We start from the raw sequence: 23,408 nt of genomic DNA on the forward strand, positions 1-23,408 counted from the left end.
GTGTCCGCGGCACGGCGAACCCGCCGCACGGCGCGAACGGCCCGGCCGCGCGGCAGGGAACGGGCGTGCCCGGCATACCCTCGACGCATGAGTGACCTGCAGTGTGCCGCCACGCTCCTCGTCGCCCGCCACGGCGACGCGGAGTACGGACACCCCTCGGTGCTGTCCGACGAGGGAGGGTGGCTGTCGCCCAAGGGGATCGAGCAGACCACTGCCCTGGCCGAGTCCCTGGTCGGCCGAAGGGTGGCCGCGGTCCGCACCAGCCCGCTGGCGCGTGCCGTCCAGTCCGGCGCGGTCGCGGCCGAGGTCCTGGGCGTCGACTCGCGCGCGGTCGAGGGGCTCGAGGAGTTCTCGGTCGGTGCCCTGGCGGGCCGGCCGCACGACGACCCCGAGCTGCACTCGGTCTTCAAGGCCTGGCTGCACGGCGACACGAGGCGCTGCATCCCCGGCGGGGAGACGGGGGAGGAGGTCCTCACCCGCTACCGGGAGGCGCTGCTGTCGATCGCCGACCAGTTCCGCGGCGAGACCGTCCTGGTCTTCTCGCACGGTGGCGTCATGTCGTTCGCCCTGCCGCGGCTGTCCAGCCACCTCCGCGGGGACCTCGCCGCAGCCAAGTTCCTGCCCAACTGCGGGGTGGCCGAGGTGGCGGTCGACGGTGACGGCTTCGACGTCCGCACCTGGCCGGGCTCGACCGACCGCGCGGTCGTCTGACCCCGGCGCCACCTGCACAGGGTGTGCCAGCGCCGCCCCGACGACTAGAACAGCCGGTGCTCGCTGTTGTCGATGCCCTTGAGCGCGTCGTAGTCCAGCGTCACGCAACGGATGCCCCGGTCGGTCGCCAGCGTGCGCGCCTGCGGCTTGATCTCCTGCGCCGCGAAGACCCCGGTCACCGGTGACAGGTGCGGGTCGCGGTTCATCAGCTCGAGGTAGCGGGTGAGCTGCTCGACGCCGTCGATGTCACCCCGCCGCTTGATCTCCACGGCCACCGAGGCCCCGGCGGCATCACGGCACAGGATGTCGACCGGTCCGATGGCGGTCATGTACTCGCGACGCACCAGGCTCCAGCCGTCGCCGAGGGTGTGGATGTGCTCGGCCAGGAGCTTCTGGAGGTGGGCCTCGACCCCGTCCTTGACCAGCCCGGGGTCGACCCCGAGCTCGTGCGACGAGTCGTGCAGCACCTCGTGGATGAGCACCCGGAGCCGGTCCTCCGACTTGGCGTGCTGCACCAGCCAGACGGCCGTGACGCCGTCCGCGGTCTCGTGCTCCTCGGGGGACACCTCGGCCATCGCGCACGGAGGAGACATCCAGTTGAGCGGCTTGTACGAACCACCATCGCTGTGGACCAGCACCGACCCGTCCGCCTTGACGAGGAGCAACCTCGTCGCCAGGGGGAGGTGGGCCGTCAGCCGGCCCTCGTAGTCCACCGAACACTTCGCTATGACCAGCCGCACGAGGGGTCACTCTACGGGCAGCCAACCGTTGCGTCGTGCGGGGTCGGTGGCGCACACTCGGAGCACAGAGGTGAGCTGGTATGCCGAACGTCCTGGGCAACGTCGCCGGTCTCGTCCTCGTGATGGGCACCCTCGTGAGCGGGGTGCGTTGGCTCACGACGGGCCAGCCACCCCGGCTCGTGCAGCCAGCCGTCACGAGGTACCAGGCACGGCGCGACCTGCGGCGCCCTGTGCCCGAACCCATCCCGCCCATCCTGCTGGCGATGGAGCTGAGCCGGCTGGCCGCGCACATCCGCCGTGTCGAGGCGGGCGACCAGCCCCGCAAGGCGGAGCGGCTGATGGCGGCCAGGCTCGCCTACGACCACGCGCTGCGGGACTACTGCCGGGCCGTCGGCATCCCGGTGCCTGTGGCGATCCGCGGCCTGTCCCGCGAGCAGCGGTTCCACATGGAGTCCGCCCTGATCGGCGCCGGCCACGACTGGTGACCCGGCTTCCCGCAGGTCTTTGATGGGTTGGCCACACCAGGGTGTGGTCAACCCATCAAAGACTCGGGCTTCGGGGCCGGGGTGGTGACCGTCACGCTGCCCAGGGGTCCACGCGGCATACCCGCTCTGCCAGACTCGCCGCATGGCTCGTGAGTTCAGCAAGGTCGGAGTGATCGGTCTCGGCACCATGGGTGCCGGCATCGTCGAGGTGTTCGCCCGCAACGGCATCGACGTCGTCGCCGTCGAGGTCGACGAGGCGGCGGTCGAGAAGGGCCGTGGGGTGCTCGAGCACTCCACCGGCCGGGCGGTCAGCCGCGGCAAGCTGAGCGAGGAGGACCAGGCGGCGCTGCACTCGCGCGTGCTGTTCACCTCGAGCCTCGACGACCTCGCGGAGTGCGAGCTGGTCGTCGAGGCCGTCCCGGAGCACCTCGACCTCAAGAAGGACGTCTTCGGCAAGCTCGACGCGATCGTCGGCCCCGACGCCATCCTCGCGACCAACACCTCGTCGCTGTCGGTCACCGAGATCGCGGTGGCCACCGGCAACCCCAAGCGGGTCGTCGGCATGCACTTCTTCAACCCCGCGCCCGTGCTGCAGTTCGTCGAGGTCATCCGCACGGTCGTCACCGAGGACGAGGTGTTCGAGGACGTCAAGGCCCTGGCCCTGCGGCTCGGCAAGCAGCCGGTCATCGTCGGCGACAAGGCCGGGTTCATCGCCAACGCCCTGCTGTTCGGCTACCTCAACCACGCCGTCTCGATGTTCGAGTCGCGCTATGCCAGCCGCGAGGACATCGACGCGGCGATGAAGCTCGGCTGCGGCTACCCGATGGGACCGCTGGCGCTGATGGACCTCATCGGCCTGGACACCGCCTACGAGATCCTCGACACGATGTACAAGCAGGGCCGGGACCGGCTGCACGCCCCCAGCCCGGTCATCAAGCAGATGGTCAGCGCCGGCCTCAAGGGCCGCAAGAGCGGGCGCGGGTTCTACACCTACGCCGAGCCGGGCAGCAGCCAGGTCGTCGACGACTCCCTCACGCCGCGCCCCGCAGGTGACGCGGGCGTGGCCCTGCGCGAGGTCCGCACGGTCGGCGTCGTGGGCTCCGGCACCATGGCCACCGGCATCATCGAGGTCTTCGCCAAGGCCGGCTACGACGTCACCTACGTGACCCGCAGCCAGGCCAAGGTCGACGCCGTCACCGCGGCGATCACCAAGTCGCTCGAGAAGGCGGTGCAGCGCGGCAAGCTCGAGGAGTCGGCCCGCGCCGAGGCGTTGTCCCACCTCACCGGCACCACCTCGCTGGACGCCCTGGCCACCGTCGACCTCGTGGTCGAGGCGGTCGTCGAGGACCTCGCCGTCAAGAAGGCGTTGTTCGAGAACCTCGACGAGATCTGCAAGCCGGGCGCGATCCTGGCCACCACCACCTCGTCGCTGCCCGTCGTCGACTGCGCGGCCGCCACGACGCGGCCCGAGGACGTCATCGGGATGCACTTCTTCAACCCGGCCCAGGTCATGAAGCTCGTCGAGGTCGTCCACACCGTCTCGACCGCCGCCGACGTCGTGGCCACCATCCAGGACGTGTGTGCCAAGGTCGGCAAGCATGCCGTGACCTGCGGTGACCGCTCGGGCTTCATCGTCAACGCGCTGCTGTTCCCCTACCTCAACGACGCCGTGAAGATGCTCAGCGCCAACTACGCCACCGCCGACGACATCGACACCGCCATGAAGACCGGCTGTGGCCTGCCGATGGGGCCGTTCGAGCTGCTCGACGTGGTCGGCAACGACGTGTCCCTGGCGATCCAGCGTGAGCTCTACCTCGAGTTCCGCGAGCCCGGGTTCGCCCCGGCGCCGCTGCTCGAGCACATGGTCACGGCCGGCTACCTCGGTCGCAAGACCGGTCGCGGCTTCCGCACCTACGCCTGAGCCGGGTCGGGTGCGGCCTTCGGGCCGTGCGGCCTCTGGGAGACTGGACCCATGCCCCGCGCCAACCGGCGTCGCCGTGACGACGCCCCGCTGAACCTCGACCGAGCGGTCGGGGGCACCGCGCGGCGGGAGCTGTATGCCGGTGCCGAGTGGTTCGTGCGCCGCGTCACCGGCAGTGGGGCGAGCCGGGCGTACCTGTGCCCGGGTTGCCAGCAGAACATCCCGATCGGCACGCCCCACGTGGTCGCCTGGCCGGCCGAGGGCATGGGCGGTCTCGACGACCGACGGCACTGGCACACGCCCTGCTGGGAGGCCCGCGACCGCCGCCACACCCGCGGCGCCACCCGCTGACCCGCTGACTCGGCGCGCCAGGGGGGCCAGCCGCGCGGCACGCGTGCCCAATGACGACTCGGCGCGAACCTGTTTCGCGGGGACCGACGTGCGGAGGATGCTGGCTCCATGAGAGTGGCGGCGGCGGTCTGTTCGCTCGTGCTCGGCCTGGGGTTCGGCCTCCCCGGCGTCTTCGGCGCGCTGCACCTTGCCCGCACCGGTGAGGTCTGGACGTTCGTCGGTTTCCCGACCTACGGTGGCGGCCCGTTCGAGCGCTGGGGCATCCCAACCTCGGTGGCGCTGGTGGTGGGCTTCGTTCTCGTGTGCGCTGCCGAGGTGGTGCTGGGCGTCCTGATCCTGGCTGACGCCCCCGGCGCGAAGGCCCTGTCGATCGCCCTCCTGCCGTTCGAGCTCGCCTACTGGGTCGGGTTCGCGTTGCCCTTCGGCCCACCCCTCGGCATCGCCCGCACTGTCCTGCTGTTCCTCTGAGGTCAGCCCGGCGCGCCACCGCCCGCCTCGACGAGGACCTTGACCCTGGTCACGTACGCGTCGAGCGCCTCCTGGAGCTTGGTCCCCACTTTCCGAGTGAAGCCGACGGGGACCTTTGACTCGAAACGGACGACATAGCGGCACCCGCCGGCCGCGTCGGTCAGTTCGTGACGTTCGATCGTCGACACCCGTTCGGTCCGTGACCGGCGGACGGACAGGCTCGGCGGGAGGTGGGTCAGTACATCCGACTCGAGCACGGCAAGCTGTCCCTGATCGGTCGTGCGGAACACGAAGAGGGTCCTGTCGTGACCGTCCACGGCCGTGCCAGGGACGGTGAACAGCTTCACGCGATGGCCCTCCAGGAGAAGCGCTTCAACGCCGTCTGCCTCGACCAGATCCCAGACGGCTTGACCGGTGGCACGGATGTGAACCTCGGACTGCGCCTCGAAGAGCTCGCCGAAGAGCTCGTCGTCGCGCCGCTCGTCCTGCCGTCGTGACCAGCGCTGCTCAAGGCGCCCCAAGAACCCCGTCCCCTGCATCCAGCCAGTATCACTGACGGCGCCAGGTCGCGAGTGGCATTGGTCTCAAAGGGCGATCAGTGGCTGTGGTGGCGCAGCTGCCCGCGGGCCCGTCGCTTCAGCTCAGTGGCGGCGCTGGCGGGGCAGCAGGACCTCTTCGTAGAGGAGCAGCAGGCCGGCGGCGACCGGGATCGCCAGCAGCGCGCCGAGCACGCCGAGCAGCGTGCCGCCGGCGAGGGCGGCGACAACCGTCACCGCGCCAGGCACCGAGACCGTGCGCTGCATGATCCTCGGTGCCACGACGTAGTTCTCGAGCTGCTGGTAGACGACGTAGTAGATGAGGGCGATGACCGCCTTCTTGGGCTCGTCGAAGATCGCCACCAGGCACACGACGGCCGCGCCGGCGGTCGCACCCACCATGGGGATCAGGCCGAGGAAGCCGACCGCGACGGCCAGCACCGCGGCATACGGGATGCCGACGATCATCATCATGATCCACGAGCAGATGGCGTTGATCGTCGCGACGGCGACCTGGCCGATGGCGTAGGAGCCGGTGCGTCGCATGATCTCCTCGGACAGCGAGATCACCCGCGGACGACGCGAGGCGGGGACGATCGCGTAGGCGCCCTGCTTCACGCGGGGGAACGACGCGAGCAGGAACAGCGTGAGGACCAGCACCGTGAAGGCCTGGAAGATCCCGCCGATGACGGCCGCGCCGACGCCGAGCACGCCGCCGAAGACCTGGCTGAGGAAGTTGCCGTCGGTGATCCGCTTGTTGAACTCGGCCTGGATCTTGTCAACCACGCCGTAGTGCTGGTCGAGGTCCTTGACGAAGCGGCTCTGGAGGATCTGGTCGAGGTAGTCGGGCGCCTTCTGGGCGAGGTCGGTGCCCTGCGAGATGACCGGCGGCACCACGACGAGCCCGAGGAGCGTGAACACCGCCACCACCCCGGCGAAGACCAGGGCGACCGCACCTGCGCGGTTGAGCCCGTGGCGGGTGAGGAACTCGACGAGCGGGTTGAGCGTGAGGGCCAGGAAGAACGCGATGACGACGAGGGTCAGGACGGTGGTCAGCCGGCCGAGCGTGTGCCAAAGGAGCACGGCCGTGAGCACGCCGATCGCGCCGACGAAGCCCATGTAGAACGGCGACTGGCGGTTGAGGGGGCGCCCGGCGCGCCCGTAGCGACGGCCGTCGTCATCGGGCGAGCGCTCGGCGTCGTCCTCGCGCTCGCGGACTCCCACGCCCAGGTCGGCGTGGCTCGATGGGGACGTCGTGCCGTCGGTGGGCACCCCGTCGGGCTGGTCGCCGGGCTCGCTGGCCGCGCCGGTCGCTCCCGCTGGCTGACGGCGCGAGGGCAGGATGTCGGCGAGCAGCTCACCCCACTCGCCGGACTGCTCGGAGCGGTCGTGGGGGTGGTTGCTGGCCCGCAACGCGTCCCGCTGGGCGCGCCGGAACTCTCTCCACCGGTCGAGCACTGACATGCGACGACCCTATGGCACCGACACCCGCCCAGCCCGCGAAGGCGCAGGTCAGGCGTTGCGGAAGCGGTTGATCTGCGGGAGCAGGGCCGCGCGCTTCTCGGTGTCCGTGACCCCGAGGCCAGCCTCGGGCGACAGGGTGAGGACGCCGACCTTGCCCTGGTGGGCGTTGCGGTGGACGTCGAGGGCCGCCTGGCCGACCTCGTCCATGCCGTAGGTCTTCGACAGCGTCGGCTGGATGAGCCCGCGGTTGATCAGCTCGTTGGCCTCCCACGCCTCGCGGTAGTTGGCGAAGTGGCTCGAGATGATCCGCTTGAGGTTCATCCACAGGTAGCGGTTGTCGTACTCGTGCATGTATCCGGAGGTCGACGCACAGGTGACGATCGTGCCGCCCTTGCGTGCGACGTAGACGCTCGCACCGAAGGTCTCCCGGCCGGGGTGCTCGAAGACGATGTCGACGTCGTGGCCGCCGGTCAGCTCGCGGATCTTCTTGCCCAGCCGCTGCCACTCCCGCGGGTCCTGCTGGGTGTTGTCGTCGTTCCAGAACCGGTAGCCCTCGGCGTTGCGGTCGATGATGAGCTCGGCACCCATCTCGCGGCAGATCTGGGCCTTCTCGGGCGACGACACGACGCAGATGGGGGTCGCCCCGCCGGCCAGGGCCATCTGGGTGGCGTAGGACCCCAGGCCGCCGGAGGCGCCCCAGATGAGCACGCGGTCGCCGAGCTTCATCGCCGCGCCGTTCTTGGAGATCAGCTGGCGGTAGGCCGTGGAGTTCACGAGCCCGGGGGAGGCCGCCTCCTCCCACGACAGGTGGGCGGGCTTGGGCATCAGCTGGTTCGACTTCACGATGGCGAGCTCGGCGAGGCCGCCGAAGTTGGTCTCGAAGCCCCAGATGCGCTGCTGCGGGTCGAGCATCGTGTCGTTGTGGCCGTCGGCGTCCTCGAGCTCGACGGACAGGCAGTGCGCCACGACCTCCTGGCCGGGCGTCCACTTGGTCACCCCGGGGCCGGTGCGCAGGACGACGCCGGCCAGGTCGGAGCCGACCACGTGGTAGGGCAGGTCGTGCCGCTTGGCGAACTCGGAGGTGCGGCCGTAGCGCTCGAGGAAGCCGAAGGTCGACACCGGCTCGAAGATCGAGGTCCACACGGTGTTGTAGTTGATGGCGCTGGCCATGACGGCCACCAAGGCCTCACCCGGCGCGAGCTCGGGCACCGGCACGTCGTCGAGGTGCAGCGACTTGCGGGGGTCCTTGTCCTTGCTGGCCAGGCCCTCGAACATCTCGACCTCGTCCTTGTGCACCGTCACGGCGCGGTAGGACTCGGGGATGGACAGCCCGGCATACGTCTCCTGGGTGCGGTCCCCAGAGAGGATGGCGTCGCGGATTTCCTGCATCGGTGTGGCTCCTCGGCGTCGTCGGCACGTGCAGCCGAAACTACTGCTGGGTAAGGCGATCCGGGGCCCGGTGAGACTCCGGTCACGCGGTGACCTACCTCACCCGCCGCCTGCCTCGGCGGGCTCACGGACCGGGTATGCCGCGTGGCCAGTCCCAGCCTTGGGTCCCCGCTGGCGGTCAGTGCGTCTCGTGCGCGGGCTGGACCAGCTCCACGAGGATGCCGCCGGCGTCCTTGGGGTGGATGAAGTTGACGCGGGAGTTCGAGGTCCCCCGTCGCGGCTCGTCGTAGAGCAGGCGCAGGCCCCGGTCACGGAGCACCTGGCTGACGGCTTCGACGTCCTCGACCCGGTAGGCGACCTGCTGCACGCCGGGGCCTGAGCGGTCGAGGAACTTGGCAATCGTCGACTCCGGGGAGAGCGGCGCGAGCAGCTGGATGTGGGAGCCGCTGCCGCCCACGGCCATCATCGCCTCGCGCACGCCCTGCTCCTCGTTGACCTCCTCGTGCGCCAGCGTCATGCCGTAGGTGTCGCGGTAGAAGGCGATCGCCTCGTCGAGGTCGCGCACCGCGACCCCCACGTGGTCGATGGCCGTGAACAGGTCGATCGGCAGGCGGGTCATGCCACCACCGTAGGCACCCGGCCGCCCGGCAGACAGGGGTGAGTCGTGTGGTGGTCGCCACGAGGGGTGACCCGGCAGGCCCGGATCGGCGACGGCCCGCCGGGTCACGGTGGTGGTGTGGTGGTGCCCCCAGGGGACCGGCCCGGAGCCTCCCGCGGGTGCCGCCCGAGCACGCCCGGGGACGGTTCGTCGTGCGCGAGGCCCCTAGACTGGCGCCCATGTCCGCACTGTCCCGGGACGACGTCGCGCACCTCGCCGGCCTCGCCCGCATCGACCTGTCCGACGCCGAGCTCGACCGCATGGTCGGCGAGCTCGGCGTCATCCTCGAGTCCGTCGCCAAGGTGCAGGAGGTGGCCGCCGACGAGATCGAGCCGATGTCGCACCCGCTGCCCCTGACCAACGTCACGCGTCCCGACGAGGTCCGCCCGTCCCTCGGTGCCGAGGCCGCCCTGGCTGCTGCTCCCGAGAAGGAGCAACAGCGCTTCTCGGTGCCCCGCATCCTCGACGAAGACTGAGCGACCGCGCCGAGTGCGCGTCCCACCCAGCGACAGACCCTGCGACAGACCAAGGACGACCCTCGTGAACACCGACCCCACCCGCCTCAGCGCCGCTGAGCTGGCTCATGCCATCGCCTCGAAGGAGCTCAGCTCCGTCGAGGTCGTCCAGGCCCACCTCGACCGGATCGCCGCGGTCGACGCCGACGTGCACGCGTTCCTCCACGTGGACGGCGCAGGCGCGCTCGACGCGGCCCGGGCCGTCGACGAGCGCCGGGCGTCCGGCGAGGACCTGCACGTCCTCGCCGGCGTCCCGATCGCCGTCAAGGACGTCATGGCGACGAAGGGCCTGCCGACGACGTGCGGCTCCAAGATCCTCGAGGGCTGGATCCCGCCCTACGACGCCACGCTCGTGTCGCGGCTCAAGGCAGCCGGCATGCCGATCCTCGGCAAGACCAACATGGACGAGTTCGCGATGGGGTCCTCGACCGAGCACTCGGCCTACGGACCCACCCACAACCCCTGGGACCTCACCCGGATCCCCGGCGGGTCGGGAGGTGGCTCCTCGGCCGTGGTCGCGGCATACGAGGCACCGCTGGCGATCGGCACCGACACCGGTGGGTCGATCCGCCAGCCGGCCTCGGTGACGGGCACCGTCGGCGTGAAGCCGACCTACGGTGGTGTCTCGCGCTACGGCCTCGTGGCCCTGGCCTCGAGCCTCGACCAGGCCGGTCCGTGCACGCGGACCGTGCTCGACGCCGCGCTGCTGCACTCGGTCATCGGTGGCCACGACCCGATGGACTCCACCTCGATCAACGCCCCGGTGCCCTCGGTCGTCGAGGCCGCACGGCGGGCCGACGTCAAGGGGCTCAAGGTCGGCGTCATCAAGGAGCTCGGGGGAGAGGGCTACCAGGCCGGCGTGCGCGCCCGGTTCGACGAGTCGGTCACCCTGCTCCAGGAGGCCGGGGCCGAGGTCGTCGAGGTGTCCTGCCCGAGCTTCGACTACGCGCTGGCCGCCTACTACCTGATCCTGCCGAGTGAGGCGTCCTCGAACCTCGCGAAGTTCGACGCCATGCGCTACGGCCTGCGGGTGCTGCCCGAGGGGATTGAGGACCCGAGCGCGGAGCAGGTCATGGCGGCCACGCGTGACGCCGGCTTCGGCGACGAGGTCAAACGCCGCATCATCCTCGGCACCTACGCCCTGTCGAGCGGCTACTACGACGCCTACTACGGTCAGGCCCAGAAGGTGCGCCGGCTCATCGCCAACGACTTCTCCACCGCCTTCGAGCAGGTCGACGTGCTGGTGAGCCCGACGGCCCCGACCACCGCGTTCAAGCTCGGCGACAAGCTGGACGACCCGATGTCGATGTACCTCCAGGACGTCGCCACCATCCCGGCCAACCTCGCGGGCGTGCCCGGCATGTCGCTGCCCAGCGGTCTGGCCGACGAGGACGGGCTGCCCACCGGCATCCAGATCCTCGCCCCAGCGACCCAGGACGAGCGTCTCTACAACGTGGGTGCCGCGCTCGAGAAGATGCTCGTCGACCGATGGGGTGGGCCGTTGCTGGCCAAGGCGCCCCAGCTGACCGCGAAGGGAGCGTGACCATGAGCAGCGCCACGTCCGTTGCCGAGGAGATCGTCGACTACGACGAGGCCCTCGAGCGCTACGACCCCGTGATGGGGCTCGAGGTGCACGTCGAGCTCAACACGGCGACGAAGATGTTCTGCGGGTGCGCGACCGGGTTCGGGGCCGACCCCAACAGCCAGGTCTGCCCCGTCTGCCTCGGCCTGCCCGGTGCCCTGCCGGTGGTCAACGAGAAGGCCGTCGAGTCGGCCATCCGGATCGGCCTCGCGCTCAACTGCGAGATCGCCGAGTGGTGCCGGTTCGCCCGGAAGAACTACTTCTACCCGGACATGCCGAAGAACTTCCAGACCAGCCAGTACGACGAGCCGATCGCCTTCGAGGGCCACCTCGATGTCGAGCTCGGGGACGGCACGACCTACCGCGTCGAGATCGAGCGCGCCCACATGGAGGAGGACACCGGCAAGTCGCTGCACATCGGCGGCGCGACCGGTCGCATCCACGGTGCCGACCACTCGCTGGTCGACTACAACCGCGCTGGCATCCCGCTCATCGAGATCGTGACGAAGCCGCTGACCGGCGCGGGGAAGCGTGCACCCGAGGTCGCCAAGGCCTACGTCGGCGCCCTGCGTGAGCTGCTCCGAGCCCTCGGGGTCTCCGACGTGAAGATGGAGCAGGGTTCGCTGCGATGCGATGCCAACGTCTCCCTGCGCCCGCGCGCGACCGGCGACCAGTCTCAGGACGACGTGCCGCTCGGCACGCGCACCGAGACCAAGAACGTCAACTCGCTGCGCAGCGTCGAGCGGGCCGTCCGCTACGAGATCACCCGTCACGCGGCGATCCTCGACAGGGGCGACAAGATCACCCAGGAGACGCGGCACTGGCACGAGGACACCGGCGTCACGACCAGCGGTCGCGAGAAGTCGGACGCCGAGGACTACCGCTACTTCCCCGAGCCCGACCTGGTGCCCGTGGCCCCGACCCGCGAGACCGTGGAGATGCTGCGGGGCACCCTGCCCGAGGCTCCCGGTGAGCGTCGGCGCCGCCTGCAGAACGACTGGGGCTACAGCGATCTCGAGATGCGTGACGTCATGAACGCCGGTGCGGTCGCCCTCATCGAGGAGACCGTGGCCGCTGGTGCCACGCCGGCCGGTGCGCGCAAGTGGTGGACCGGTGAGCTGGCCCGCCGCGCCAACGTCGAAGGCCGGAGCGTCGAGGAGTTCGGCGTCACCCCCGCCCACATCGCCGAGCTCGACCGGCTGGTCCGGGACGGCCGGCTCAACGACTCGATGGCCCGTCAGGTGCTCGAGGGCGTGATCGCCGGCGAGGGCGCACCGACCGAGGTGGCGGACGCCCGCGGCTTGGAGCTCGTGCAGGACGACGGCGCGCTCGAGGCAGCCGTCGACAAGGTCATCGAGGCCAACGCCGAGGTCGCCCAGAAGGTGCGCGACGGCAAGGTCCAGGCCGCTGGTGCGCTCATCGGCCAGGTGATGAAGGAGATGAAGGGCCAGGCCGATGCCGGCAAGGCCCGCGAGCTGATCCTCGCCAAGCTGAGCTGACGTCCGCTCACCGCACCCGCTGAGCCTCTGTTGGAAGGGGAACTACCGGATATCCGGTAGTTCCCCTTCCAACAGACGTGGTCACGGGGCGGCTGTCAGCGGCGGCCTGCGCCGAGCAGGCCGCCGAGCACGTCCGTGATGATCGACCCGGTGTCGACCCCGCCGGACTGCGTGCCCTTGGTGGCCCCGCCGAGGACCTGACCGAGGATGTCGCCGAGCCCGCCGCCGCCCGCGCTCGCGGACGGCGACCGGGAGGCGTCGGCCGCGCCCCCGAGCACCTTCTTGGCCAGCCAGGACAGCACGATGGGCGCGAGGATCGGGATCAGCTTGGCGACGATCCCCTTGCCTGCTGACCCGCTGATACCCCCGAGCTGGCTGACCACCTGGTCACGGTTGTCGCCGAAGATGTGCTGAGCGATCTTGTCGCCCTCGGCCGGGTCGACCTGGCCGAGGTCGACGCCGCCCTCGACCAGCGCCGGGTCGTGCTGGCCCAGCGCCTCGGCGAGCGAAGCCGCACCTGCCGGGTCGGCCGCGTTGGCGTCGAGACCGCCGAGCAGGGCCGGTAGTGCGGTCCTGGCAGCCTGCTCGACGTCCGCGGGGTCGGCCCCCACCTGCTGCGCGAGCTGGTCGAGGTCGACCTGCGACAGGATCTCGTCCACTGCTGACATGGGTGCCCCCTTCTGAGGTGGTCGGCCGCCATGGCCGCGCCTGGCGTCAACGTACCGCGCCGCCGTCCGCGCGGGCAGGCCTAGAAGTCGTCGAGCGACAACGCGACGACCCGGTCGTCGTCTGCGGCAGGGGTGCCGCGGAAGGTGTTGCTCGTCAGCACCCACAGCCGACCGTCGGGCGCGGCAACCGCATCACGCAGCCGGCCGTACCTGCCCTCGAGCAGCCGGTCGGGCCTGCCGACCCCGTTGGTGGTCAACGGGACCCGCCAGAGCGACTCGCCCCTCAGTGCGGCCATCCAGACGGCGCCCTCGGTCACGGCGATCCCGCTCGGTGAGGCGTCGGAGGTCGCCCACTGGACGAGGGGGTCGGTGAAACCCGAGCGTCCGGCCCTGCCCTCGACGACCGGCCAGCCGTAGTTGCGGCCGGGCTGGATGAGGTTGAGCTCGTCCCACGTGTTCTGGCCGAACTCGCTGGCGAACATCCGCCCGTCGGGTGCCCACGCGATGCCCTGGACGTTGCGGTGCCCGTAGCTCCAGACCGGGGAGGCGCCGAACGGGTTGCCGGGAGCGGGCTTGCCGTCCTTGGTGATCCTGAGGATCTTGCCGCCGAGGGCCTCCTTGTCCTGCGACCGGTCCGACTTCCCTGCGTCACCGGTCGTGACGTAGAGGTAGCCGTCGGGGCCGAAGGCGAGTCGCCCGCCGTTGTGGTGGCCGGCCTTGGGTATGCCGCGCAGCACCACAGTGGGCCGGGTCGCCGCGCCGTCCGCGAAGGTCAGCCGCACAACGCGGTTGTCCTCGGCCGCCGTGAAGTAGACGAAGATGCTCTGGTCGGTGGCGAAGTCGGGGGAGACCGCGACGCCGAGCAACCCGCCCTCGCCGTCCGGGGTGACCCCGGGGACCTCGCCCAGGACCCTCGGCGCCTGACCGGCCCGGACCTGCAGGAGCCGCCCCTCGTCGCGCAACGTGACGAGGGCCGACCCGTCGGGCAGGAACGCCAGGCCCCACGGGACGTCGAGGTCCTTGGCGATGGTCGCGGTGGCGGCAGCGCTCGTCGGACTCCTGGTCGTCGACGGGCTCGTGGTCGTCGAGGCGCTCGAGGTCGCGGAGGTGCTGATCCGGGGAGCCGAGACCGTTCCCGTCGGGCCGGGGTCGTCGCCCGAGCAGCCGCTGACGAGCAGCACACCGACGACCACGGAGGCGGTTGCGGCCCCTGCGGAGGTGCGCCCTGGACCCTTGCGCCTCGGATGGACTGGTGCACGCGGCATACCCCATTGTGCGGGATGGGCACCCTGCGAACGCCGATGGAGACGGGGCTACCGTGCTGGACATGACTCTCGTGACCCTGCCCGGACCGGAGTGGCTCGAAGCTGTGGGCCCGGTCTCCGGCATCGAGCTGGCAGTCTGGGACCTCGACGGTGTGCCCGACCGTGCCGACGAGGTCAGGGTGGTCGTGCCGCCCTACATCGGTGCCGGCGAGCGGCTCGCGGTCCTGTCACAGCTGCCGCACCTCGAGCTGGTGCAGCTGCTCACCGCCGGCTACGACAACGTCCTCGCCGTGCTGCCCGACGCCGTGCTGCTGGCCAACGCCACGGGGGTCCACGACGCCTCGACCGCCGAGCTCGCCGTGGCCCTGACGTTGGCGAGCCTGCGCGACTTCCCGGACTTCGTTGCGGCGCAACGGGATCGGACCTGGCTGCCCTCGGTGTTCCACGAGTCGTTGGCCGACAAGCGGGTGCTCGTGCTGGGGTACGGCTCGATCGGTCGAGCGGTCGCGGCCCGGCTGACGCCGTTCGAGGTGCAGGTGACCGCCGTCGCCAGCCGTGCCCGGGCGGGCGACGAGCTGGTGCGGTCGGTGCACGGGGTCGACGAGCTGCCGGAGCTGCTGCCACACCACGACGTGGTGGTCGTGATCGTGCCCCTGAGCGACCAGACGGCCGGGCTGGTCGACGACGAGTTCCTCGCGGCGATGCCCGACGGGTCGTTGCTGGTCAACGTCGCCCGTGGTGGGGTGGTCGAGACCGACGCGCTCGTGCGGCACGCGACCGCCGGCCGGATCCGGGCCGCCCTCGACGTCACCGACCCCGAGCCGCTGCCCGCCGACCACCCGCTGTGGGGACTGCCGGGCGTGTTCATCACGCCCCACGTGGGTGGTGCGTCGACGGCCTTCATGCCGCGGGCGGCCCGGCTGCTCCAGGAGCAGCTGGGCGCGTATGCAGCAGGTCGGCCCCTGCGCAACCTCGTCGCGCGCGACTGACCTCAGGCGGACGGGGTCTGGTCAGGCGCCATCCCGATGCGGTCGACGACCAGGGCAGGCACGTGGGCGGCCTGGTCCGCATCGTCGGGGTCAGCACGGTCGGGGAAGTCGAAGACCGCGACCATCGACTGCATCGGGTAGTCGGGCACGACGTCGGCGGTCCGGATCACCAGGCCGTCGACCGCGAAGCTCGCGCCGTCCGGCGCCCAGTCGACGCTGTAGGTGTGGAACTCGCTGACGTCGATCGGCACACGCGGAGCGTCGAAGTCGTCGACCAGCCGAGGGTCGCGGAACGGGTGCACCCCCATCCCCACCGCGGCGCCCTCTGCGGTGATCGCGTCGCCGAAGACCTCCACGACGCAGAGCTCCCCACACCGGTCCGGCTGGTCCTCGAGGCCGACCAGCCACCAGGCGGCCATCGACCGCGACGTGAGGTCCATCCGCGCCCGCAGCTCCAGGCGGCCGAAGCGGGGCGTCCAGCCCCACATCGTCGGCTGGGCCTCGCGCACCAGGGCGCCCTCGCGCACCGGCTGCTGGCCGATGGTGCTCCCGACCGGGCCGGCGAAGACGCCGGACTGCACTCCGGACACGCGCAGCGGTCCGTGGTCGTCGGGGCACCACAGGCCGTGCTCGGGGGGGATGGTGAGGTGCAGGCACGAGTCGCGCACGGCATACGTGGCCGCGCTGGCGGCCCGGGAGCTCCACTGGGGGAGGTAGGACGGGACCCACACCGAGAGGTCGAGGTCGGGGTCCGCGAAGTCGTCGACGAAGCCCTGGTGGCCGGGGTCGTCCTGGGCGCGGTCGGCGGTCATGTCCCCATCGTGACGGGTGCCACCGTCAGACGTCAGTGCCATATTGGGAGCCATGGGAGACACGGCTGAGCGCACTGCTGGGGAGACCATCATCGGGATCGGGACGCGCAAGGGCCTGTGGCTGGCCCGCAGCACGGACCGGCGCACCTGGACGGTCGAGGGACCGCACTTCCTGATGAGCGAGGTGCTGTCCCTGTTGTTCGACACGAGGCGCGACACCCCGAGGCTGCTGGTGGGCTTCCGGTCGTCGCACTGGGGCCCCTCGCTCCAGCACTCCGATGACTTCGGCGCCACCTGGGTGGAGCACCCCGAGGGCTCGATCCGCTTCCCCGAGGACACCGACACCGCGCTCAAGGCCACCTGGCAGCTCGTCGCCGACCCGCACGACCCCGACGTGGTCTGGGCCGGCACGGAGCCCCAGGGGCTGTGGCGCAGCGCCGACGGTGGCGAGACGTTCGAGCTCAACCGGGGGCTGTGGGAGCACCCGCACCGGCCCGAGTGGGGCGAGGGGTTCGGTGGCGGTGCGATCCACACCGTCCTGCCCAGCCCGGCCAGCCCGGACCACATGCTCGTCGCGATGAGCACCGGGGGCGTCTACAACACCCGTGATGGCGGACAGTCGTGGACCCCGGGCAACACCGGCATCCACGCCTACTTCCAGCCCCACGACGAGTGGCCCGAGTTCGGCCAGTGCGTGCACAAGGTGGTCCGCGACAGCGCCACCGCCACCCGCCTGTACGCGCAGAACCACCGGGGCGTCTACCGGTCGGACGACGACGGGGTCACCTGGACCTCGATCGAGGCGGGGCTGCCCACCAACTTCGGCATGACCGCGCTGGCCCACCCGACCCAGGGCGACACGGTGTGGCTCGTGCCCATCGCCTCGGACGGCGAGCGGATCCCCCCTGCGGCGGAGCTGCAGGTGCAGCGCAGCGACGACGCGGGTGCGCACTGGCGCACGCAGCACGAGGGCCTGCCGTCGCCGTCCTACACGAACGTCCTGCGCGACGCCGCAGGGCTCGACACCCACGACGACCCCGGCCTCTACCTCGGCACCCGCAACGGCGAGGTCTACGCCTCGCTCGACGGCGGCGAGTCCTTCGACCGGGTCGTCGAGCAGCTCCCCGACGTCCTGTGCGTCCGGGCGGTCACGCTCCGATGACCGCGCGGGTCGTCCTGCCGGGTCTGTTGCGCGACCTGGCCGAGGGTGCTGCCGAGCTCCCCGTCGAGCTGTCGGCGGATGCACCCCTCGCCGAGGTGCTCGACCGGGCTTTCGAGCCGTGGCCGATCCTCGCCTCCCGCGTCCGCGACGAGCGCGGGCAGATCCGCCGCCACGTCAACGTGTTCGTCGACGGCGAGGACGCCAAGCGCGCCGACGGCGTGCAGACGCGGGTGTCGCCGACCTCGACGGTCCACGTGATCAACGCCGTCTCCGGCGGCTGACCCGCGGCAGTCTTTGAGGGGTTGGCCACGTCAGAGCGTGGTGAATCCATCAAGGACTCGTGGGTAAGCCCGGGTCAGGCGGTCCAGATCCCGTCGTCCCAGGCCCGCTCGAGAACTCTTCGATGGGGGCCGAGGTCCCAGCCGCGCTCGGTGAGCCAGTCGTCGTTGCGGTAGGTGCCGGCATACCGCTCCGACCCGTCGCACAGCAGCGAGACGATGCTGCCGGACTCGCCGCGCTCAGCCATCTCGCAGGCCAGCCGTAGGGCCCCGAAGAGGTTGGTGCCGGTCGAGGCGCCGGCGCGCAGGCCGGTGCGCTCGGTGAGGAACCGCATCGCCGCGACCGAGGCGGCGTCGGGCACCAGCAGCATGCGGTCGACGACGCTCGGGATGAAGCTGGGCTCCACGCGCGGTCGGCCGATGCCCTCGATCCGCGACCCGCAGGCCGCCGAGACGCCCTCGTCGTCACCGCAGAAGCCGGGGAAGAAGGCCGACCGCTCCGGGTCGACGACACAGACCTGGCTGGACAGGCCGCGGTAGCGGACGAACCGTCCGATCGTGGCACTCGTGCCGCCGGTCCCGGCGCCGACGACGACCCAGTGCGGCACCGGGTGCCGCTCCCTGGCCATCTGCTCGAAGATCGACTCCGCGATGTTGTTGTTGCCCCGCCAGTCGGTCGCGCGCTCGGCGTAGGTGAACTGGTCGAGGTAGTGCCCGCCACGCTCCTCGGCCAGCCGGCGCGCCTCGTCGTAGACCTCGGAGGCGTCCTCGACGAGGTGGCACCGACCGCCCTCGCGCTCGATCAGGGCGATCTTCTCCGGGCTCGTCGTGCTGACCATGACGGCGATGAACGGCAGCCCGAGCATGCGCGCGAAGTACGCCTCGGACACGGCCGTCGACCCGCTCGAGGCCTCGATGACGGTCGTGCCCTCGTGCAGCTCGCCGTTGCAGAGCGCGTAGAGGAACAGCGAGCGGGCGAGCCGGTGCTTGAGGCTGCCGGTCGGGTGCGTCGACTCGTCCTTGAGGTAGAGGTCGACGTCGGGCAGGCCGGGCACCGGCACGTGCACCAGGTGGGTGTCGGCGCTGCGGTTGGCGTCGGCCTGGATGCGTCGGACGGCCTCGTCGAGCCACGCCCGGTCGGTCGGGGTGGACGTCACGGCGTCGATCAGGGTGGGCCCCTGTTCCATCGGTCATTCCTCACTGCGCAGCGAGGTATGCCGTGGCCGCTCGTCGCTGCCCCGGGTCACCTCGTCGTGTGGCACGAGGCTAGCGGCCGGGGCTGGCTGCCGGACCTGCAGGGCTGGCCGTCTGGGGCCATCAGGGCCATGCTCGGGGTATGACCCTCGCCAGTGATGACAAGGTGCTCATCCTCTTCCGCCACGCCAAGGCGGAGCAGGTCTTCGGCAAGCCCGACCACGAGCGCGAGCTGACCGGTCGGGGCGTGCGGGACGCCCGCGCGGCCGGGGCCTGGCTGCACGAGCACGAGCTCGGGCCAGAGCTCGTGCTGTGCTCGTCGGCCACCCGGACCCGGCAGACCTGGGCCGCCGCCGAGGAGGGCGGAGCCTGCGGGGAGACGGTGGAGTTCTCCGACAGCATCTACTCGGGCGGCGCCGAGACGGTGCTGCGGTCGCTGCGAGACGCGCCGGGCGAGGTGCAGGTCGTGATGGTGGTCGGCCACAACCCGACGATGGCGATGCTGGCCAGCGGGCTGTCCGAGGGCGACGGCTCGAGCGCCGCGCACGACTGCCTCGCCGCGGGCTTCCCGACGTCCTCGATCGCGGTGCTGCGCTACTCGGGACCGTGGTCGGGACTCGCGTTCGGCACGGCAGCGCTGGAACGCTGCCACGTGTCGCGCGGGTGACCACGCGGCATACCAGGGTGGCGTCCTTGCGGCGCCGGTCGGCCAGTGAGACCCGCGTCCCACCCTGTGGACCCGAGTTCTAGACTGCGGACATGACGACCACCGAGCCCACTGCGGGGGCGACCACGTCCGGCGTCGACATCAAGCCGCGCAGCCGCGACGTCACCGACGGCATCGAGAAGACCGCGGCGCGCGGGATGCTCCGCGCGGTGGGCATGGGCGACGACGACTGGGTCAAGCCGCAGATCGGCGTGGCCAGCTCCTGGAACGAGATCACGCCCTGCAACCTGTCGCTCGACCGGCTGGCGAAGGCGGTCAAGGACGGCGTGCACTCGGCCGGTGGCTACCCCCTCGAGTTCGGCACGATCTCGGTCAGCGACGGCATCTCGATGGGCCACGAGGGGATGCACTTCTCGCTGGTGAGCCGCGAGATCATCGCCGACTCCGTCGAGACCGTGATGAACGCCGAGCGGCTCGACGGCTCGGTGCTGCTGGCCGGCTGCGACAAGTCGCTGCCGGGGATGCTGATGGCCGCCGCTCGCCTCGACCTCAGCTCGGTCTTCCTCTACGCCGGGTCGATCCTGCCGGGCATCGCCAAGCTCTCCGACGGCTCGGAGAAGACGGTCACGATCATCGACGCGTTCGAGGCCGTCGGCGCCTGTGCTGCCGGGTTGATGTCGCGGGCGGACGTCGACGCGATCGAGCGCGCGATCTGTCCCGGCGAAGGCGCCTGCGGCGGGATGTACACCGCCAACACGATGGCGTCCGTGGCCGAGGCGATGGGGATGTCGCTGCCCGGCTCGGCCGCCCCGCCCGCGACCGACCGTCGACGCGACGGTTTCGCCCGCAAGTCCGGTGAGGCGGTCGTCGAGCTGCTGCGTCGCGGCATCACCGCGCGCGACATCATGACCAAGGAGGCGTTCGAGAACGCCATCGCCGTCGTGATGGCCTTCGGTGGCTCGACCAACGCCGTCCTGCACCTGCTCGCCATCGCCAACGAGGCGGAGGTCGACCTGACCCTCGACGACTTCGTCCGTGTCGGCGCCAAGGTGCCGCACCTGGCCGACGTGAAGCCGTTCGGCCAGTACGTCATGACCGACATCGACCGGGTCGGGGGAGTGCCGGTCGTCATGCGGGCGCTGCTCGACGCGGGGCTGCTGCACGGCGACTGCCTGACCGTGACCGGCCGGACCATGGCCGAGAACCTCGCCGACATCGCCCCGCCCGACGTCGACGGCAAGGTCGTCCGCGCGATGGCCCAGCCCATCCACAAGACCGGCGGCATCACGATCCTCAAGGGGACGCTCGCGCCCGAAGGGGCCGTCGTGAAGTCGGCCGGCTTCGACTCCGACGTCTTCGAGGGCACGGCGCGGGTGTTCGACGGCGAGCGGGCCGCGATGGACGCGGTCGAGGACGGCTCGCTCAAGGCCGGCGACGTCGTCGTCATCCGCTACGAGGGCCCCAAGGGCGGTCCCGGCATGCGCGAGATGCTGGCCGTGACCGGCGCCATCAAGGGTGCGGGCCTCGGCAAGGAGGTGCTGCTCCTGACCGACGGCCGGTTCTCCGGGGGGACGACGGGTCTCTGTGTCGGGCACGTCGCCCCCGAGGCCGTCGACGGTGGGCCGATCGCGTTCGTGCAGGACGGAGACCGGATCACCCTCGACGTCGCGAACGGTGTGCTCGACGTCCACGTCGACGAGGCCGAGCTGGCCCGACGGGCGGAGGGCTTCGAGCCGCCGGCCTCGAAGTACCCGCGCGGCGTCCTGGCCAAGTACCGCAAGCTGGTCGGCAGTGCGAGCGGCGGTGCCGTCTGCGGCTAGGCCGTTCAGCTCGCGGGGTCCCTTCTCTCGCGGTTCGAGGTATTCGGCGACCGGGACCCGGTCGCCGAATATCTCGAACCGGGTTTGTGAGTGAGACGACAGTCCCGGATCGTGGGACCGGTTGTCTCGTACGTTGACACCACCAGTGGACGGCGGGAGAGTTCTCGTGTGGCACGAATTCTCGTACTTCACTAGCGCGCCGGCTCCCGAGCCAGCGCGCTGCCCTCCGTCGTCCTCACCTGAGGACTGGAGGGCTTTTTCATGAGCAGATCCAGTGTGAGCAGATCCAGTGGGAACACCTCCAGCCTGAGCAGTTCGAGCGAGAACCGAAAGCGGTAGTGACGTGAGCGACCTGAAACCGGCACCGAGCCCGGTCGGCAGTCCAGCCCCCAGCCCGTCCCGGCTGGCCGAGCAGGCCAAGGCGAAGGTGCCCGCCGTGGTGACCGGCGCCCAGAGCCTGGTGCTCTCGCTCGAGGCCATGGAGGTCGACACCGTCTTCGGCATCCCCGGCGGGGCGATCCTGCCGGCCTACGACCCGCTGCTCGACTCGGTCAAGGTCCGCCACATCCTGGTCCGCCACGAGCAGGGGGCCGGTCACGCGGCCGAGGGCTATGCCAGTGCCACCGGCAAGGTCGGGGTCTGCATGGCGACGTCCGGGCCGGGCGCGACCAACCTGGTCACCGCGATCGCCGACGCCTACATGGACTCGGTGCCGATCGTGGCGATCACCGGCCAGGTCGCGTCAGCCGCCATCGGCACGGATGCGTTCCAGGAGGCCGACATCCGCGGCATCACGATGCCGATCACCAAGCACAACTACCTCGTGACCGACGCGTCCCAGATCCCGCGGGTCATCGCCGAGGCGTTCCACATCGCCTCCACGGGACGTCCCGGCCCGGTGCTGGTCGACATCTCCAAGGACGCCCTGCAGGCCAAGACGACGTTCTCGTGGCCGCCGAAGTACGACCTGCCCGGCTACCGGCCCGTCGCGCGACCGCACAACAAGCAGATCCGCGAGGCGGCCCGGCTCATCGCGGCGGCCAAGCGCCCGGTCTTCTACGTCGGCGGCGGCGTCGTCCGGGGTCGTGCTTCGGACGCCCTGCGGGAGTTCGTCGAGCTGACCCAGATCCCCGTCGTGACCACCCTGATGGCGCGCGGTGCGGTGCCCGACAGCCACCCGCTCCACCTGGGCATGCCGGGCATGCACGGGTCGGTCGCGGCCGTCACCGCCCTGCAGAAGTCCGACCTGCTCATCACCCTCGGCGCGCGGTTCGACGACCGGGTCACCGGCCAGCTGTCGACGTTCGCCCCCGAGGCCAAGGTCATCCACGCCGACATCGACCCGGCCGAGATCTCCAAGAACCGCACCGCCGACGTCCCGATCGTCGGTGACGTGCTCGAGGTGATCGGCGAGCTGGTCAAGGCCGTCTCGGCCGACCACGAGGCCGGCACCAAGGGCGACTACGCAGCGTGGCGGGACCAGACCGCCGGCTGGAAGGCCACCTTCCCCCTCGGCTACACCACGCCCGAGGGCGAGGAGAACGCTGTGTCGCCGCAGCAGGTCATTGAGCGGATCGGGGCCATCAGCGGTCCCGAGTCGATCTACGTCGCGGGCGTCGGGCAGCACCAGATGTGGGCCGCCCAGTTCGTCCAGTACGAGCGCCCGAACGCTTGGCTCAACTCCGGTGGCCTCGGCACGATGGGGTATGCCGTGCCGGCCGCCATGGGCGCGAAGGTCGCAGAGCCGGACCGCGTGGTCTGGGCGATCGACGGTGACGGCTGTTTCCAGATGACCAACCAGGAGCTCGCGACCTGCGTGATCAACAACATCCCGATCAAGGTCGCGATCATCAACAACAGCAGCCTCGGCATGGTGCGCCAGTGGCAGTCGCTCTTCTACGACAAGCGCTACTCCAACACCGACCTGCACACGTCGGTCGGCAACCGCATCCCCGACTTCGTCAAGCTCGCGGACGCCTACGGCTGCGTGGGCCTGCGCTGTGAGCGGCCGGAGGACATCGACGCGACGATCAAGAAGGCGATGGAGATCAACGACGTCCCGGTGATCGTCGACTTCGTGGTCCACCGCGACGCGATGGTCTGGCCGATGGTGCCGGCCGGCGTGAGCAACGACGCCATCCAGGTCGCCAAGGACACCGCCCCGCAGTGGGACCGTGAAGAGGACGAGGCCACCGAACAGCCCGAGGACGCGGACAAGGACGGGAAGTGATGGC

23 protein-coding genes are annotated in these 23,408 nt (G+C 70.7%); 14 read left to right on the top strand and 9 right to left on the bottom strand.

Annotation, left to right across the window (positions count from 1 at the left end; genetic code table 11):
- Nucleotides 1-87 precede the first annotated feature (87 nt).
- Nucleotides 88-711 (top strand): histidine phosphatase family protein, encoded by a 624-nt coding sequence (locus ASG91_RS09695; RefSeq protein WP_056922444.1) that lies wholly within the window; start codon nucleotides 88-90, stop codon nucleotides 709-711.
- Between the two features lie 44 nt (nucleotides 712-755).
- Here the strand turns inward: ASG91_RS09695 and nucS are convergent, their stop codons facing one another.
- Nucleotides 756-1,451: an endonuclease NucS gene (gene nucS / locus ASG91_RS09700; RefSeq protein ID WP_056922445.1), complete on the bottom strand. Its 696-nt coding sequence runs from the start codon at nucleotides 1,449-1,451 to the stop codon at nucleotides 756-758.
- Nucleotides 1,452-1,531: 80 nt separating this feature from the next.
- Here nucS and ASG91_RS09705 point away from each other — a divergent pair, with 80 nt between their 5' ends.
- From ASG91_RS09705 to ASG91_RS09720, 4 genes are all read left to right on the top strand, one after another.
- Complete coding sequence (locus tag ASG91_RS09705; RefSeq protein WP_056922446.1) at nucleotides 1,532-1,936, top strand: hypothetical protein; 405 nt, start codon at nucleotides 1,532-1,534, stop codon at nucleotides 1,934-1,936.
- 142 nt (nucleotides 1,937-2,078) lie between these two features.
- Complete coding sequence (locus ASG91_RS09710) at nucleotides 2,079-3,857, top strand: 3-hydroxyacyl-CoA dehydrogenase family protein (protein WP_056922447.1); 1,779 nt, start codon at nucleotides 2,079-2,081, stop codon at nucleotides 3,855-3,857.
- Nucleotides 3,858-3,908: 51 nt separating this feature from the next.
- The gene (locus tag ASG91_RS09715) at nucleotides 3,909-4,208 is read left to right on the top strand and encodes a hypothetical protein (protein ID WP_056922448.1); all 300 of its coding nucleotides are present in this window, start codon (nucleotides 3,909-3,911) and stop codon (nucleotides 4,206-4,208) included.
- 108 nt (nucleotides 4,209-4,316) lie between these two features.
- Entirely contained in the window at nucleotides 4,317-4,676 is a 360-nt protein-coding gene (locus ASG91_RS09720) for a hypothetical protein (RefSeq protein ID WP_056922449.1), read from the top strand.
- Nucleotides 4,677-4,678: 2 nt separating this feature from the next.
- Here the strand turns inward: ASG91_RS09720 and ASG91_RS09725 are convergent, their stop codons facing one another.
- The 4 genes from ASG91_RS09725 to mce all read right to left on the bottom strand — a co-directional run bounded on the left by ASG91_RS09725 (nucleotide 4,679) and on the right by mce (nucleotide 8,684).
- The gene (locus ASG91_RS09725) at nucleotides 4,679-5,215 is read right to left on the bottom strand and encodes a hypothetical protein (protein ID WP_056922450.1); all 537 of its coding nucleotides are present in this window, start codon (nucleotides 5,213-5,215) and stop codon (nucleotides 4,679-4,681) included.
- Nucleotides 5,216-5,317: 102 nt separating this feature from the next.
- Nucleotides 5,318-6,676, bottom strand: coding sequence for an AI-2E family transporter (locus ASG91_RS09730; RefSeq protein WP_056922451.1), 1,359 nt, complete (start codon nucleotides 6,674-6,676; stop codon nucleotides 5,318-5,320).
- A gap of 48 nt (nucleotides 6,677-6,724) precedes the next feature.
- Complete coding sequence (gene ccrA, locus ASG91_RS09735; RefSeq protein WP_056922452.1) at nucleotides 6,725-8,065, bottom strand: crotonyl-CoA carboxylase/reductase; 1,341 nt, start codon at nucleotides 8,063-8,065, stop codon at nucleotides 6,725-6,727.
- A 178-nt stretch (nucleotides 8,066-8,243) separates the two neighbouring features.
- Entirely contained in the window at nucleotides 8,244-8,684 is a 441-nt protein-coding gene (gene mce / locus ASG91_RS09740; RefSeq protein ID WP_056922453.1) for a methylmalonyl-CoA epimerase, read from the bottom strand.
- Between the two features lie 218 nt (nucleotides 8,685-8,902).
- Here mce and gatC point away from each other — a divergent pair, with 218 nt between their 5' ends.
- From gatC to gatB, 3 genes are all read left to right on the top strand, one after another.
- The gene (gene gatC / locus ASG91_RS09745) at nucleotides 8,903-9,199 is read left to right on the top strand and encodes an Asp-tRNA(Asn)/Glu-tRNA(Gln) amidotransferase subunit GatC (protein ID WP_056922454.1); all 297 of its coding nucleotides are present in this window, start codon (nucleotides 8,903-8,905) and stop codon (nucleotides 9,197-9,199) included.
- Nucleotides 9,200-9,263: 64 nt separating this feature from the next.
- Complete coding sequence (gene gatA, locus ASG91_RS09750; protein ID WP_056922455.1) at nucleotides 9,264-10,781, top strand: Asp-tRNA(Asn)/Glu-tRNA(Gln) amidotransferase subunit GatA; 1,518 nt, start codon at nucleotides 9,264-9,266, stop codon at nucleotides 10,779-10,781.
- Between the two features lie 2 nt (nucleotides 10,782-10,783).
- On the top strand, nucleotides 10,784-12,319 hold the full coding sequence (gatB, locus tag ASG91_RS09755; RefSeq protein WP_056922456.1) for an Asp-tRNA(Asn)/Glu-tRNA(Gln) amidotransferase subunit GatB: 1,536 nt from the start codon (nucleotides 10,784-10,786) through the stop codon (nucleotides 12,317-12,319).
- Nucleotides 12,320-12,414: 95 nt separating this feature from the next.
- Here the strand turns inward: gatB and ASG91_RS09760 are convergent, their stop codons facing one another.
- Together ASG91_RS09760 and ASG91_RS09765 are read right to left on the bottom strand one after the other, a co-directional pair.
- Nucleotides 12,415-12,987, bottom strand: coding sequence for a DUF937 domain-containing protein (locus ASG91_RS09760; protein ID WP_056922457.1), 573 nt, complete (start codon nucleotides 12,985-12,987; stop codon nucleotides 12,415-12,417).
- An 80-nt stretch (nucleotides 12,988-13,067) separates the two neighbouring features.
- Entirely contained in the window at nucleotides 13,068-14,180 is a 1,113-nt protein-coding gene (locus ASG91_RS09765; protein ID WP_235545522.1) for a sorbosone dehydrogenase family protein, read from the bottom strand.
- Nucleotides 14,181-14,314: 134 nt separating this feature from the next.
- Here ASG91_RS09765 and ASG91_RS09770 point away from each other — a divergent pair, with 134 nt between their 5' ends.
- Complete coding sequence (locus tag ASG91_RS09770; RefSeq protein WP_056922716.1) at nucleotides 14,315-15,241, top strand: 2-hydroxyacid dehydrogenase; 927 nt, start codon at nucleotides 14,315-14,317, stop codon at nucleotides 15,239-15,241.
- 2 nt (nucleotides 15,242-15,243) lie between these two features.
- Here ASG91_RS09770 and ASG91_RS09775 read toward each other — a convergent pair whose 3' ends face one another.
- Nucleotides 15,244-16,053, bottom strand: coding sequence for a glycoside hydrolase family 16 protein (locus tag ASG91_RS09775; RefSeq protein WP_056922459.1), 810 nt, complete (start codon nucleotides 16,051-16,053; stop codon nucleotides 15,244-15,246).
- A 52-nt stretch (nucleotides 16,054-16,105) separates the two neighbouring features.
- On the opposite strand from ASG91_RS09775, the gene ASG91_RS09780 reads away from it, so the two are divergent.
- Nucleotides 16,106-17,215: a sialidase family protein gene (locus ASG91_RS09780; RefSeq protein WP_056922460.1), complete on the top strand. Its 1,110-nt coding sequence runs from the start codon at nucleotides 16,106-16,108 to the stop codon at nucleotides 17,213-17,215.
- Entirely contained in the window at nucleotides 17,212-17,496 is a 285-nt protein-coding gene (locus tag ASG91_RS09785; protein ID WP_056922461.1) for a MoaD/ThiS family protein, read from the top strand. The genes ASG91_RS09780 and ASG91_RS09785 overlap by 4 nt, the downstream gene beginning before the upstream one ends.
- A 74-nt stretch (nucleotides 17,497-17,570) precedes the next feature.
- Here ASG91_RS09785 and ASG91_RS09790 read toward each other — a convergent pair whose 3' ends face one another.
- Entirely contained in the window at nucleotides 17,571-18,680 is a 1,110-nt protein-coding gene (locus ASG91_RS09790) for a PLP-dependent cysteine synthase family protein (protein WP_056922462.1), read from the bottom strand.
- Between the two features lie 149 nt (nucleotides 18,681-18,829).
- Between ASG91_RS09790 and ASG91_RS09795 the strand changes: the two genes are divergently transcribed.
- The 3 genes from ASG91_RS09795 (at nucleotide 18,830) to ASG91_RS09805 (ending at nucleotide 23,404) form a co-directional block, all read left to right on the top strand.
- Nucleotides 18,830-19,354, top strand: a complete 525-nt coding sequence (locus ASG91_RS09795) for a histidine phosphatase family protein (protein ID WP_056922463.1) — start codon at nucleotides 18,830-18,832, stop codon at nucleotides 19,352-19,354.
- Nucleotides 19,355-19,446: 92 nt separating this feature from the next.
- Nucleotides 19,447-21,174, top strand: coding sequence for a dihydroxy-acid dehydratase (gene ilvD, locus ASG91_RS09800; protein ID WP_056922464.1), 1,728 nt, complete (start codon nucleotides 19,447-19,449; stop codon nucleotides 21,172-21,174).
- A gap of 343 nt (nucleotides 21,175-21,517) precedes the next feature.
- Nucleotides 21,518-23,404: an acetolactate synthase large subunit gene (locus tag ASG91_RS09805; protein WP_082592647.1), complete on the top strand. Its 1,887-nt coding sequence runs from the start codon at nucleotides 21,518-21,520 to the stop codon at nucleotides 23,402-23,404.
- The last annotated feature ends 4 nt before the right edge of the window (nucleotides 23,405-23,408 follow it).

Origin of the sequence: Phycicoccus sp. Soil802, from assembly GCF_001429605.1 — a bacterium.
Classification (GTDB): Bacteria; Actinomycetota; Actinomycetes; order Actinomycetales; family Dermatophilaceae; genus Pedococcus.